Raw genomic sequence first — 12,715 nt, 5'->3', positions numbered from 1 at the left:
AAATGACAGCACAAGAAATACGCACACACGCAATTGACATCAATTCTGTTTTAAACAACCGGACAAAACATCAGGGCACCAATGAGGTCAGTATCAAAGTCGAAGACTTGAAGCTGTTTTATGGGCAAAAACAAGCGTTGTATGGCATTAATATGGAAATGCCCAAGAAAAAAGTCACCGCTTATATTGGCCCTAGCGGCTGCGGCAAATCTACCTTGTTGCGCTGCATTAACCGCATGAATGATTTGGTCGACAATGTCACCATTGAAGGCAAAATTTTGCTGGATAATGAAAATATTTACGACAAAAGCGTTAATGTTGCGGCGCTGCGCCGTCGGGTCGGTATGGTGTTCCAAAAGCCTAACCCTTTCCCTAAGTCTATTTTTGAAAATGTCGCTTATGGCCTGCGCATCCAAGGCATTAACGATAAAAGGATACTGGAAGAGACCGTCGAAAACGCCTTGCGCGGCGCGGCGCTTTGGGATGAGATGAAAGACCGCCTTAATGACAACGCCTTGGGTATGTCTGGCGGTCAGCAACAGCGCCTGGTGATTGCGCGTGCCATTGCGATTGAGCCGGAAGTGCTGTTGTTGGACGAGCCGGCTTCGGCGTTGGATCCCATCTCAACCTTGAAGATTGAAGAGCTGATTAATGAGCTGAAAGAAAAATACACTATTGTTATCGTCACCCATAATATGCAGCAAGCGGCGCGGGTTTCTGATTATACCGCCTTTATGTATATGGGCGAGTTGATTGAAATGGGCACGACCAGCGAGTTGTTCACTAATCCGAAAAAGAAACAAACCGAAGACTATATTACAGGCCGCTACGGTTAACTAGGAGCATTTAGATGGATAATAGTAAAATAGGGCAGCACATATCGGGTCAGTTCAATCGGGAGCTTGAGGATATCCGTAATAAAGTCCTGACCATGGGCGGCTTGGTCGAGCAGCAAATCGAGCTGGCTATCCAGGCTTTTACGACCAATGATATGGAAATGGCGGAACTGGTCATCAAACAGGATAACCAAGTTGATGCGATGGAAATGGACGTGGATTTGGAGTGCACACAGATTTTGGCCTTACGCCAGCCCACCGCTTTTGATTTGCGCTTATTGCTGACCGTCATTAAAATTATCAATGAGTTGGAGATTGTCGGCGATTTGGCGGAACGTATCGCCAAGATGGCTATCCAATTATCGGATACCGACACCAGAAATTATCAGTATTATGAGCTTCAGCACATGTCCGATTTGGTCAAGGAAATGCTGCACGGGGCGTTGGATGCGTTTGCCCGCATGTCGATCGACGATATCACCGCCATTACGGGTAAGGATGAAAATGTCGACCGTGAATACGACAGTATCGTCAGGCAGTTGATTACCCACATGATGGAAGACCCGCGCAATATCACCCGGACGTTAAATGTGCTGTGGACTGTCCGCGCTATGGAACGTATCGGCGACCATGCCTGTTATATTTGCGAGCATTTGATTTTTATGATTAAAGGTGAAGCGGTCAGGCATTTAAGCCAAGAACAATTGGAAGAGAAAATGAAAGGCTAAGGCCTTTTTAAGGTCTCGGCCCTAAAACGCACAAGGCCGCCCACCTTACGGTGGGCGGCCTTGTGCGTTTTAGGTGCTTTGAATGGTGGGAGTTTACTTTTTACCAATCCACTTGGGCGCGTAATTCGACCATATCCAAGTTTGTGCCGTTAAACGCCAAGGCTCTGGCGTTAGTGTTGCCGGTGGTGTTCATGTCCAGCACATGGATATAGTTAGCCATCATGCGCATGTGGGAATTAGGATACCAGTTTAACGCGGCTTTTGCCGTTTGCGCCGAACCGCCTTTGATGAGGTTGTCGGTCAGGTTCAGGTTATCGTAACCGAAGGCCACTTCCCATGCGCCCCAGCCGTTTTTCATGTCGAAGTTATGGGCGGGTTTAATACGGTCCCATGCGCCGGTTTTCGCCTTGTAAGCGCGTGACTCGCCCGTCATGAAATAGCTGACATAGCCATAGTAGCCGTCTAGGGTTTCGCCGCTGCCGTAGCCTGTGCCGTTGATGTTGGTTTGTAAGTATTCGGCTTGTGCAGAAAACGATTTGTAGACAAACGCCGATTCGGCGGCAAAGCGGGTGATGCCGCTGACTTGCCTAAAGCCCGCCGCACCGGGTGTGCCGCTGGTCAAATTGCCTGTGGTCAGCAGGGCAGTACGGTCGACGTTGCCGTCGGGCGTGGCGGTAAAAGTCATGCCGCCATTGTTGAATGTGCCGTTACCCAGATAGTTGTTGTTGACCGAGCGGTAAGAGCCGGATGCGCCGATATGCAAAAACTTTCTCTCGCTGTGCAGCCAAGGGCGGCCCACTAAGCGTCCGGTGATGTCCCAGCCGGTATCGCCGCTGCCATTGTTACGGTTATTGTTGCCGTTGGTGTTGACCGAGGTGTTGTAAGCCCAGCCGCCGCCGACCGGCTCGGTTTGTACCGCTGTCATTAAGGCAAAGCGTTCTTGGACGTAATTGGCGCCGAAACCGACTTTATAGGCGTTGGGGTTGTCCGAAAAAGAATTGACCGCCATGTTACGTTCGATGAAAGTCAAATAACGGTTGCTGGTGGCCTCTTCTAAGCTGAACGGCTCTTTAAACTGGCCAAATTTGACCGCAAACGGGTCGAACAACTTCCAGTTGATATAGGCATCGGTAATGCCGGCGGCTGCCGTGCCATTGCCACGGCTAAAATCATATTCAAATTTATAGTCGTAATTTTTAAAAAATGTCCCCTCGATACCGATACGGGCGCGGCGGATGTTGGTGCTGTCCGCCAGTTGGTTGGTGGTGGCGGTGGCGGCGTTAGCTGCCGGATTGTTGCCGTCGACATTCACTTGCGAGTCAACTTGCAGGCGTCCGGTCAGGGCGGCTTTAAAATTACCGTCCTTGCTTTCAAATTCCAAGCCTTTTTCGCCTAGTTTGACTTCCGCCGCGTCTTTTTTCTGTTCAAAAACGTGTTCTTTCAATACGGCAATGTCATTCGTCTTTTGCTCCAAATCCCGCCGCAACGCTTCTAACTCTTTGGGGTCTGCTGCCGGAGCGGCGGCGGGTTCTTCGACTTTAGTGAACGAACCCAGCTTGGTGCGGTTAGCGCCGGGCTCGGCATAGAGCTGTTTGGTTTTGTTGTCCATGTAGAGATCAAGTGCCATTGCCTGAAATGATGCGCTGACACCTAGTGCCGTAACGGCAGCGAGGGTAAGTTTAGAAAAGGTCATAGTTTGCGGTGGGTTTGTTATCAAAAATTTGCGCAAGCATAGAGCCTTAATATGACGAATATATGACGAATATGTTACAGTTATATGACAATAGGAAGGGGTGGGGTTTTGTTTTAATGAAAATTATTTTATAAACAAAGTGTTATATTTTATTTGCAAATAAGGATATGTGATAGCCTTATTTGAAAATGATAAAATATTGATTTATATGCAAAGATTGACTTATAAGAAAAGAGGTCTGGCTCATTTTCCATAGGCTTTAATCTATTGAAAACAAATAGAAAATATTATGCTGAAAATGTCTTTGTTATTGTCATAATTCTGTCATATAAAAACTCTATCCTTCGCGCTGTATTCACATAATTATTTTTTTTCGAGAATTGACGATGACGTTATTTTTTAAAACCAAGTCACTAATTTGTGCGATGGGCCTTAGTTATCTTGCTTTAACCGCTGGCACAGCGGGGGCGGTGCAGTCGGTGGATGCCGCCTTGCCTGACTACCAAAAGGCAACAGGCATTTCCGGCAATTTGTCCAGTGTCGGTTCCGACACCTTGGCAAACTTAATGACCTTATGGGCGGAGGAATTTAACCGTGCCTACCCGAATGTCAACATTCAGATCCAAGCGGCGGGTTCGTCAACCGCTCCCCCGGCTTTGACCGAAGGTACCGCCAATTTGGGGCCGATGAGCCGCGAAATGAAAGAAGACGAGTTGGAAGCGTTTGAAGATAAATATGGCTATAAACCGACCGCGATTCCGGTTGCCATAGACGCTTTGGCGGTTTTGGTCAATAAAGATAACCCTATTAAAGGCTTGGCGATTGAGCAAGTCGATGCCATTTTTTCCAGCACCCATAAGTGCGGTTATGAAAAAGATATCGAAAATTGGGGCGATGTCGGCGTGGCGGCATGGGCCAGCAAAACCATCCAGCTCTATGGCCGTAACTCGGTATCCGGCACTTACGGTTACTTTAAGGAACATGCTTTGTGTAAGGGCGATTTCAAAAGCAACGTCAACGAGCAGCCAGGTTCGGCTTCGGTCGTCCAGTCGGTCACTTCATCCGCAAACGGCATAGGTTATTCGGGTATGGGCTATACCACCTCCGGTGTCAAAATGGTGCCGTTGGCGAAAAAAGCCGGCCAGCCTTTTGTTGAAGCCACGCCCGAAAATGCCATTAACGGCAGTTATCCGCTAACCCGTTATTTGTTTGTGTACGTCAACAAAAAACCTAACGAGCCGTTGCCGCCTTTAGAGAATGAGTTTATTAAAATGGTCTTGTCCAAAACAGGCCAGAATGTGGTCATTAAAGATGGTTATATTCCTTTGCCGGCGAAAATTGTCAGCAAAATTGTCGCCTCTTTAAAATAGCCAATAGCTGTTTTTGCGGAAAAAGGCGGGCAACCTTGAGGTTGCCCGCCTTTTTTTGTGTTATAGCGTCCGGCGTTAAGCAAACGGCAGGCTAAGCGTTGGTGCAGGTGGTTAGGCTATTGTGCAATGGCTAAAAGCCATTGCACTCCGTTTTAAGGATGCGCATAAAATAATGCCATCGCCTAAAGGTGCTTATTGGTCAAAACCTATCCAATCCCAGATCCGGTGTGAGAAGGTCATGTTTTTAAATTCCGGTACGGGCGGGCCGTCTGGGTAGTTTTGCTCATAAATACGTTTGGCATCATTGGCTTGGTCTTTCTGGCCCAGTTCGGTATAAGCGTCCTGCATCACCAGTAAAGCATAAGGGACGGCAGGGGTGCGCTGGTAGTTCTCAATAACGCCGGAAGCGCGGTTGGCGGCGGCTATATAAGCTTTGCGCTTCATATAATACCGCGCAACGTGGACTTCGTGCATCGCCATATTATTTTTCAGGGCGATCATCCGTAGTCGCGCGTCGGCCAGATAGCGGCTGCCCGGGTAGCGGCGGATCAGTTCTTCAAAATTGCGGTAGGCCTCCCGTGCACTGCCCGGGTCGCGTTGCGAAGTGTCGGTGGGCAGAAAGCGGTCAACAAAGCCGATGTCGCGGTTATAATTGACCAAGCCTTTTAGATAATAGGCATAATCGACATGCGGATTGCGCGGATTCATTTTGATGAAGCGGTCGGCGGCAGCGATTGCGGCCTCAGGCTCACTATTTTTGAAATACGCGTAAGCAATATCCAACTGGGTTTGGGCGGACGATTCACCAAACGGATAGCGCGATTCTAAGGCTTCATAGATTTTGATGGCTTTGTCATAAGCACCTGAATCCATTGATTTTTGCGCTTCGGTACGGAATTTTTCCGCGTTCCAGCCATTATATTCGTTTTCTGGATTCTCTTCTGCGGCTTTATCGCCGAACAGGCTGCATCCCTGCAAAGATAGCCCTAAACAGCAGATGATAAAAATTTTTATAAAAATTAATCGCATAGTTCTAACGACACGTTGTAATATTAGGGGTTTTTCTCGCTGGATTGACGCGATAGAGTAGAGTCAGCTCAGTAATCCGTGAGTATAACTTAACAAAAGGTTATTCAGAAAATTTGTTATGACAAAATTGACAGCAGAAGTCCCTTATGAATTGGCCGGGATGCGCTTAGACCAAGCGTTGGCGGAATTGTTTTCCGAGTATTCGCGCAGTAAATTGCAGATTTGGATCAAAGCCGGGCGCGTCCAAGTCAACGGCGTGGCCCTTAAGGCCAAAGATAAATTGGAAGGCGGCGAAGAGATTGCCTTAGATGCCGATCCGGAGGTGGTGATTACCTCGGAGCCGGAAAACATCCCGTTAGACATCGTTTATGAAGACGACAGCATCCTGATCGTCAATAAGCCCGCCGGGCTGGTCGTCCATCCGGCGGTCGGCAATTGGCGCGGCACCTTGGTCAACGCCTTGTTGCACCATGAGCCGAATTTGGAGACCTTGCCGCGGGCGGGGATTGTCCACCGCATCGATAAAGAAACCAGCGGTTTGCTGATGATCGCCAAGACCTTGCAGGCGCATAACAGCCTGACCGAGCAATTGCAGGCGCGGACCATCCACCGCGAATATCTGGCGGTCACGCGCGGGCGTATGACCGCAGGCGGCACGGTTGACGAGCCGATAGCCCGGCATCCTTCCGACCGCAAGCGTTATATTGTCAAAGAGTCGGGCAAGTTTGCCGTGACCCACTATCGGGTGGTGCAGCGCTTTACCCGCCATACCTTAATTCAAGTGAAGCTGGAGACAGGCCGTACCCATCAAATTCGGGTGCACATGGCGCATATCCGGTTTCCTTTGATCGGCGACCCTGTGTATGGCGGGCGTTTCCAAATGCCGCCCGATTGCAACGAACGCTTGGAGTTGGCTTTACGCGGTTTTAAGCGTCAAGCCCTACATGCGGCAAAATTGGGCTTGCAGCATCCCGTTACGGATGCGTATATGGAATGGGCGCAGCCAATGCCGGATGATATGACTGAGTTAGTCGGGGCTTTGGCAGACAATGAGCAAGAATAAGTCTTGGCTAAGCCCGGATTGGCCTGCTCCTGCCCAGATACGCGCCGCTACGACCTTGCGCACTGGCGGATTTAGTTTGCCGCCTTATGCCAGCCTTAACCCCGCCCTGCATGTCGGTGACGATGCCGGAACGGTCACGCAAAACCGCCAGCACATTAGGGCGATGCTGGCCTTACCTGCCGAGCCGGTGTGGTTGGCGCAAACCCATAGCGACCAAGTGGTTGATGCTGCGATAGTCAGTGGCGTGGTGTCTGCCGATGCCAGTTTTACTGACCAAGCGGGCGTGGTATGCGCGGTGTTGACCGCCGATTGCTTGCCTGTGTTGGTGTGTTCGGCGGACGGGCAAAAAGTCGCCGCCATCCATGCCGGGTGGCGGGGCTTGGCGGCAGGCATTATCAGCAAGACAATTGCCGCGTTACAGACGACTGATGTGCTGGTATGGTTAGGGCCGGCTATAGGGCCGGCTTGCTTTGAAGTCGGCGACGAGGTGCGGGCGGCATTTGTGGCGAAAGACCCTGCTAACGGGGCTGAATTTACCGCCCAAGGCGGCGATAAATGGTTGGCCGATATTTACGGCTTAGCACGGCGAGAATTGGCGGCTTTGGGTGTTAGCCACGTCTATGGCGGCGGTTTGTGTACCGTTACCGATGCCAGCCGCTTTTATTCTTTCCGCCGCGAGCCAGTGACCGGGCGCATGGCGAGCTTAATCTGGAGAATTTGACAGTAGTGAATTTATTGTTATTGATTATTATTTTTACCGCTGTCGGCGGTTTGTTAAGCGTGTTGGCGGCGGCGGTGTTCTTGCTGTTGCCGGATAGGCACAGGGCGGCGGTGTTGCCGCACGGCATCAGTTTTGCCATTGGCGCGTTATTGACGGTCGCCTTTTATGGCCTGATCCCCGAAGCGTTTGCTAAAGTGTGCGCTGAGCAGTTCCAAACCTTGTCGGCGACGATTTTAGCGGGTATTTTAGGCTTTTTTGTCCTGGAAAAGTTATTGATTTGGCGGCATTGCCATTCGGGCAGCTGTGAGGCGCACGGTGACGAAGAGGCACACCACGCACATGAAGCGCATGACCATAGCCACCATCATGGGCATGGCGCAAAATCGGCAGGGGCGCTGATTATTTTGGGTGACAGCATCCATAATTTTGTTGACGGTATTTTGATCGCCGCCGCTTTTTTGACTGACGTGCAGTTGGGCATCGTCTCCAGCCTGGCGGTTGCCGCCCATGAAATCCCCCAAGAAGTCGGTGATTTTGCCATTTTATTGGAAAGCGGCTATTCTAAAAGCAAAGCCCTTTTTTATAATATCCTGGCGAGTTTATCGACCGTTTTCGGCGGTGTCTTGGCGTATTACAGCCTAGAAGACCTGCATGACAGCTTGCCGTATTTTCTTGCCCTGGCGGCCTCCAGCTTCATTTATATCGCCGTGGCGGATTTAATCCCGTCATTGCATAAAAAAACCGACATGAAGGCTTCTTTAGAGCAGATTGCTTTGATTGCTGCCGGGGTGTTGGTGATTGGCTATTTACACAGCGTCGTCCATCATTTTGAGGCGGCGGGCTAGAGGCCATTAGCGATGGTTTGCCTGGGAGCGCGGTCAAGATGTCCGCGCTCCCGAAAAACCGTTGCGGTTTAAGTCATCACGTCAGGTCCGACCCGTCCGGTGCGTTTTTTTACTTCACACAATTGCTCGGCCAATTCGATCAGTTCCGCCAGCGCCACTTGGGCATCTTGGTTTTGGCGGCTGCTGTCAGGTTCGAAGCGTTCGATGTAAATCCGCAGGGTCGCACCGACTGTACCCGTGCCGGACAAGCGGAAAACAATCCGCGAGCCGTTGGTAAAGCCGACCCGGATGCCTTGGTTACGGCTGATGCTGCCATCCACCGAATCTTTATAACAGAACTCATCGGCAAATTTCACCGTGTACTCGCCGAACACTTGGCCGGGTAAGGTCGGCAATTGCGCCCGCAGATGTTCGACAATAGCATTGGCTATCGGCGTTTCCACCGCCTCATAATCGTGGCGGCAATAAATGTCACGGCCAAATTTCTGCCAATGTTCATGGACAATGTCCGCCACTGATTGCCGTCTTCTGGCAATTAGATTTAGCCAAAACAGCACCGCCCATAAGCCGTCTTTTTCGCGGACATGGTTGGAACCGGTGCCGAAGCTTTCTTCGCCGCATAGGGTGATTTTGCCCGCATCTAACAGATTGCCGAAAAATTTCCAGCCTGTCGGAGTTTCATAGCAGGGGATATTATAGCTGGCGGCCACGCGGTCGACCGCTTGGCTGGTCGGCATGGAGCGGGCGACCCCGCTTAAGCCCGCCGAGTAGGCCGGAATTAACTGGGCATTGGCGGCCATGATCGCTAAGCTGTCGCTAGGGGTGACGAAAATCTGGCTCCCCGTAATCATATTGCGGTCGCCGTCACCGTCAGAGGCTGCCCCAAACGTGGGGGCATGGTCGCTGAACATCACTTCCGCCAATTCATGGGCATGGGCCAAGTTAGGGTCGGGGTGGTGGCCGCCAAAATCCTCCAGAGGCTCAGCGTTAATCACCGATTCGGCAGGTGCGCCTAGCATATCGACAAGAATGCGTCGGGCATAAGGGCCGGTGATGGCGTGCATGGCATCAAACAATAAAGTGATGTAACCAGAACTGATACTTTGCTTTAGCAGGGGGAAATCGAATATACTTTGCATCAGTTCGGCGTAATCGCTCACCGGGTCGATAATAGTGATTGTTAAGTCGCCGATTTGCTGGCTGCCCAGGTTGTCCAAGTCGACATCCGCCATTGCGATTGTTTTATAAGCATTGATGGACTGGCTACGTTGATAAAACGCCGCCGTGTCTTTTTCGGGTGCTGGGCCTCCGTTACCGACATTGTATTTAATGCCGAAATCTTCTTCGGGGCCGCCTGGATTGTGGCTTGCCGATAAAATCAAACCGCCAAAAGCCTGATATTTTCTGATAATATGTGATGCGGCCGGTGTCGATAATAAGCCGCCTTGGCCGATCAGCAATTCGCCAAAGCCATTAGCGGCAGCAATTTTTATGATGATTTGTATCGCGGCCCGGTTAAAATAACGGCCATCACCGCCCAAGACGAGGGTTTTTCCGGTGAAATCTTCTAACGAGTCAAAAATTGACTGTACAAAATTTTCCAGATAACCAGGTTGCTGAAAGACTTTCACTTTCTTTCTGAGCCCTGATGTGCCTGGATTTTGGTCTTGATAGGGATGGGTAGTAATCATTTCTATGTGCATACTGAATCCTTTGTGTTGTTAATCGGATGCCGAAGGGCGTTTATTGTTTTTGTGAGTTTAGAAGCTATATGTTACGAATATTTTCATTAGTCTGTTGCAGTTTTTTTTCTGTGGTCGTTTCGGCAAACGATGATGTATGGTTGTTGGTCGATACTAAAGCGCGTAAAATCGAAGTCAAAAAAGGGGAGCATACCATTGAAACCATTGATAAGATTGCCATAGGCCGGGGCGGGGCGGGAACGAAAGCTTATCGTGGCGATAATATCACCCCCCACGGCAGTTACAAAATTGGTTGGGTTGGCGAAAAATCTTCATTTCGGCGCTTTTTTGGTTTAACCTATCCCTCTGTTGACGATGCCCAAAAAGCCTTTCAGCGCCATGTCATAGACGAGCCTACCTATTATAGAATTGTGTCCGCGCACATGAACAACGAAATACCCCCACAGAATACGCCATTAGGCGGCCAAATCGGCATTCATGGCTTGGGTAGCGCGGATGAAAGAGTCCATACGCTTTTTGATTGGACACACGGCTGTATCGCACTGACTAACGGCCAAATTGACCATTTAAGCCAGCTTGTCGATACAGGAACAGTGGTAAAGATAAAATAAAGCTGGAAAATGCAGTAATCGGTGATAAAATTACACTCAGGTGTAAGATTTTTTTGTAATAACTTTATATTTAGGAAAATGATATGAAAAGAGTAGTGAAATTATCAATGGTCGCATTGGCTGTTAGCATGGTTGTCGGTTGCGCAAGCAGTTCAGACATCGACGGTCTGCAATCACAAATCGACAGCTTGAAAACATCTGTTGCCCAAGCTTCTTCTGACGCTTCTAGCGCAATGTCTGCTGCTAACGACGCTTCTTCAAGAGCTGCTGCCGCTGAATCTGCCGCTAACCGTGCCGCTCAATACGCACAAGAAACTAGCAGCAAATTGGACAGCATGTTCAAAAAAACGATGATGAAATAAGCCATCGCTTTATGGCTTCATAAAAAAGCCCGATGGTTTTGCCATCGGGCTTTTTTTATGCCGTGTGCTTAACCGGCTTGTTCACCGCCGAACAATTCCACCAAACGTGGCAGAAACTGTCCCAACTCCAGTGACATAATCGCAAAATCGGCATCAAAGCGTTCCGCCTCGTTATCGGCTTGCACATCCGCCGCTTGGTCTTGGACTAAGTCCAAAAAGCGCAGGCGTTTGATGGCCAGATGTTCATCGACAATAAACGCCAGCCGATCCGCCCAATTGACCGCCAGCTTAATCACTTGCTTGCCGGTATCCAAATGGTTTTTAATTTCCGGCAAAGCCAGGTCATGGCGCTTACAGCGGATAATGCCGCCCGCCTCTTCGGGCGAACGCAATTCGCATTCGTCTTCAACCGTCAGGTCATCAGGCGTTTGTTGGCTGCTTAGCCATTCCGTCAGTACGGCTGTCGGTTTGTTGACGGTATTCAGCGGCACGGCAGGCAGAGAGCCTAAGCATTTGCGCAATAGGCTAAGCAGGTCTTCCGCCGCCTTAGCCGAAGCTGCATCGACAATCACCCAGCCGCCTTGCGGGTCGATATAAGCATAGGTTTTGCGCGAAAAGGTGAAGGCTTTGGGCAACAGCTCAAAAATCAGCTCATCCTTAATCGTTGTGCGGTCTTTTTTGCTCAATTTCCGGCCTTGTTTGTCTTCGGCATCGGAAATTTTTTCTTGGAGCAGTTCGTTAACCACCGAGGCAGGCAAGACCCGCTCTTCTTTTTTGCCGCACAGCATCATAAAGCCATTGCTGCTATGGACTAACTGCTGCCCGCTTTTGCCGAGCGGCGCCGTCCAGCCAAACGCAAACTCTTCATGCGGCCCGCAAGGACGGAACGCTAAAGCCTCCAACTTCTGCTCCAGCTCTTCGGATGATAAGGTAAAGGCTTCTGTAAGACGAAAAATGCTAAGATTTTTAAACCACATGGCGAGATGAATTTCCTGTAAAAATAATGACCGTGTATTATCGCAAATTTAACCGCGCGTACCGGAAAATTTTATAGTGGAGTGCAAAGGTCTTCAGACTTTGCCACGATGGCTCAAGGCCATAGGGGCCACAGCCTAAAAATGCTTATCGTGCAATGGCTGAAGACCGTTGCACTCCGATTTAACGGGCTTTTAATTTATCCGTATGACTAAACACACCGCTTTCCCCCCCATCGCCGACCCGTACGCGACTGTATTGGTTTTAGGTTCCATGCCCGGTGCAGCTTCCTTACAGGCGCAGCAATATTACGCCCATCCCAGAAACGCTTTTTGGCCGATTATGGCGGCATTATTCGGCGAATTGCCGCCAGACTATGCGCAGCGGCAAACGTTGCTAAAAAACCAGAAAATGGCGGTTTGGGACGTATTGCGCAAGGCGGCGCGTAAGGGCAGTTTGGATGCGAATATCGACCCTAACAGTATTGAGGTTAACGATTTTTTAGGCTTTTACCGCCAACATCCCTCTATTGTCCGAGTGTTTTTTAATGGCGGTATGGCTGAAAAAATTTATCGGCAACGGGTTTTGCCGATGTTAGGGGAGGATTTTTGCCATTTGCACTATCAGCGCCTGCCCTCCACCAGCCCTGCTTACGCCACTTTGGCGGTAGCGGAAAAAATCGCCGCTTGGCAAGCGATTAAACCGATGGCAATGGCTGAGACTGTGATAAAGTAGGGTGTTTTACCGTCGGTTCTGCCGGCACACGGGTGGTTATTGAT

Annotated in this window: 13 protein-coding genes; 9 read left to right on the top strand and 4 right to left on the bottom strand. The window is 49.9% G+C overall.

Annotated elements, in window-relative coordinates:
• The first annotated feature begins 2 nt into the window (after positions 1 to 2).
• Positions 3 to 836 (top strand): phosphate ABC transporter ATP-binding protein PstB, encoded by an 834-nt coding sequence (gene pstB, locus CEK71_RS00605; RefSeq protein ID WP_088617566.1) that lies wholly within the window; start codon positions 3 to 5, stop codon positions 834 to 836.
• A 14-nt stretch (positions 837 to 850) separates the two neighbouring features.
• On the top strand, positions 851 to 1,564 hold the full coding sequence (phoU, locus tag CEK71_RS00600) for a phosphate signaling complex protein PhoU (RefSeq protein ID WP_088617565.1): 714 nt from the start codon (positions 851 to 853) through the stop codon (positions 1,562 to 1,564).
• Positions 1,565 to 1,664: 100 nt separating this feature from the next.
• Here the strand turns inward: phoU and CEK71_RS00595 are convergent, their stop codons facing one another.
• Positions 1,665 to 3,257, bottom strand: a complete 1,593-nt coding sequence (locus tag CEK71_RS00595; RefSeq protein ID WP_198328401.1) for an OprO/OprP family phosphate-selective porin — start codon at positions 3,255 to 3,257, stop codon at positions 1,665 to 1,667.
• A gap of 386 nt (positions 3,258 to 3,643) precedes the next feature.
• Here CEK71_RS00595 and CEK71_RS00590 point away from each other — a divergent pair, with 386 nt between their 5' ends.
• A complete protein-coding gene (locus tag CEK71_RS00590; protein WP_088617563.1) occupies positions 3,644 to 4,627 on the top strand; it encodes a PstS family phosphate ABC transporter substrate-binding protein in 984 nt (327 codons plus the stop codon).
• A 192-nt stretch (positions 4,628 to 4,819) separates the two neighbouring features.
• Here the strand turns inward: CEK71_RS00590 and CEK71_RS00585 are convergent, their stop codons facing one another.
• A complete protein-coding gene (locus CEK71_RS00585) occupies positions 4,820 to 5,656 on the bottom strand; it encodes an outer membrane protein assembly factor BamD (RefSeq protein WP_088617562.1) in 837 nt (278 codons plus the stop codon).
• Between the two features lie 118 nt (positions 5,657 to 5,774).
• On the opposite strand from CEK71_RS00585, the gene rluD reads away from it, so the two are divergent.
• The 3 genes from rluD to CEK71_RS00570 are packed head-to-tail and all read left to right on the top strand — an operon-like array spanning position 5,775 to position 8,285.
• Positions 5,775 to 6,719 (top strand): 23S rRNA pseudouridine(1911/1915/1917) synthase RluD, encoded by a 945-nt coding sequence (gene rluD / locus CEK71_RS00580; protein ID WP_088617561.1) that lies wholly within the window; start codon positions 5,775 to 5,777, stop codon positions 6,717 to 6,719.
• Entirely contained in the window at positions 6,706 to 7,440 is a 735-nt protein-coding gene (gene pgeF, locus CEK71_RS00575) for a peptidoglycan editing factor PgeF (protein ID WP_088617560.1), read from the top strand. Before rluD ends, pgeF begins: the two co-directional genes overlap by 14 nt.
• 5 nt (positions 7,441 to 7,445) lie before the next feature.
• Positions 7,446 to 8,285: a ZIP family metal transporter gene (locus tag CEK71_RS00570; protein ID WP_088617559.1), complete on the top strand. Its 840-nt coding sequence runs from the start codon at positions 7,446 to 7,448 to the stop codon at positions 8,283 to 8,285.
• Between the two features lie 68 nt (positions 8,286 to 8,353).
• On the opposite strand, the gene CEK71_RS00565 is transcribed toward CEK71_RS00570, so the two are convergent.
• On the bottom strand, positions 8,354 to 9,988 hold the full coding sequence (locus tag CEK71_RS00565) for an alpha-D-glucose phosphate-specific phosphoglucomutase (RefSeq protein ID WP_088617558.1): 1,635 nt from the start codon (positions 9,986 to 9,988) through the stop codon (positions 8,354 to 8,356).
• 68 nt (positions 9,989 to 10,056) lie between these two features.
• Between CEK71_RS00565 and CEK71_RS00560 the strand changes: the two genes are divergently transcribed.
• Both CEK71_RS00560 and CEK71_RS00555 read left to right on the top strand, forming a co-directional pair.
• Complete coding sequence (locus tag CEK71_RS00560; protein ID WP_088617557.1) at positions 10,057 to 10,599, top strand: L,D-transpeptidase family protein; 543 nt, start codon at positions 10,057 to 10,059, stop codon at positions 10,597 to 10,599.
• Between the two features lie 83 nt (positions 10,600 to 10,682).
• Positions 10,683 to 10,961 (top strand): Lpp/OprI family alanine-zipper lipoprotein, encoded by a 279-nt coding sequence (locus tag CEK71_RS00555; protein ID WP_088617556.1) that lies wholly within the window; start codon positions 10,683 to 10,685, stop codon positions 10,959 to 10,961.
• 68 nt (positions 10,962 to 11,029) lie between these two features.
• On the opposite strand, the gene rdgC is transcribed toward CEK71_RS00555, so the two are convergent.
• Positions 11,030 to 11,938, bottom strand: a complete 909-nt coding sequence (rdgC, locus tag CEK71_RS00550; protein WP_088617555.1) for a recombination-associated protein RdgC — start codon at positions 11,936 to 11,938, stop codon at positions 11,030 to 11,032.
• 205 nt (positions 11,939 to 12,143) lie between these two features.
• Here rdgC and CEK71_RS00545 point away from each other — a divergent pair, with 205 nt between their 5' ends.
• Entirely contained in the window at positions 12,144 to 12,671 is a 528-nt protein-coding gene (locus CEK71_RS00545; RefSeq protein WP_088617554.1) for a DNA-deoxyinosine glycosylase, read from the top strand.
• The last annotated feature ends 44 nt before the right edge of the window (positions 12,672 to 12,715 follow it).

The sequence above is a fragment of the Methylovulum psychrotolerans genome (genome assembly GCF_002209385.1).
GTDB classification, from domain to species: Bacteria; Pseudomonadota; Gammaproteobacteria; order Methylococcales; family Methylomonadaceae; genus Methylovulum; species Methylovulum psychrotolerans.
This window is presented reverse-complemented; position numbering and strand designations above follow the sequence as displayed.

Bases quoted from the DNA above. Each gene is read 5' to 3' on its own strand.
- pstB (WP_088617566.1), top strand. From the start codon at position 3: ATGACAGCACAAGAAATACGCACACACGCAATTGACATCAATTCTGTT.
- phoU (WP_088617565.1), top strand. From the start codon at position 851: ATGGATAATAGTAAAATAGGGCAGCACATATCGGGTCAGTTCAATCGG.
- CEK71_RS00595 (WP_198328401.1), bottom strand. From the start codon at position 3,257: ATGACCTTTTCTAAACTTACCCTCGCTGCCGTTACGGCACTAGGTGTC.
- CEK71_RS00590 (WP_088617563.1), top strand. From the start codon at position 3,644: ATGACGTTATTTTTTAAAACCAAGTCACTAATTTGTGCGATGGGCCTT.
- CEK71_RS00585 (WP_088617562.1), bottom strand. From the start codon at position 5,656: ATGCGATTAATTTTTATAAAAATTTTTATCATCTGCTGTTTAGGGCTA.
- rluD (WP_088617561.1), top strand. From the start codon at position 5,775: ATGACAAAATTGACAGCAGAAGTCCCTTATGAATTGGCCGGGATGCGC.
- pgeF (WP_088617560.1), top strand. From the start codon at position 6,706: ATGAGCAAGAATAAGTCTTGGCTAAGCCCGGATTGGCCTGCTCCTGCC.
- CEK71_RS00565 (WP_088617558.1), bottom strand. From the start codon at position 9,988: ATGCACATAGAAATGATTACTACCCATCCCTATCAAGACCAAAATCCA.
- CEK71_RS00560 (WP_088617557.1), top strand. From the start codon at position 10,057: ATGTTACGAATATTTTCATTAGTCTGTTGCAGTTTTTTTTCTGTGGTC.
- CEK71_RS00555 (WP_088617556.1), top strand. From the start codon at position 10,683: ATGAAAAGAGTAGTGAAATTATCAATGGTCGCATTGGCTGTTAGCATG.
- rdgC (WP_088617555.1), bottom strand. From the start codon at position 11,938: ATGTGGTTTAAAAATCTTAGCATTTTTCGTCTTACAGAAGCCTTTACC.
- CEK71_RS00545 (WP_088617554.1), top strand. From the start codon at position 12,144: ATGACTAAACACACCGCTTTCCCCCCCATCGCCGACCCGTACGCGACT.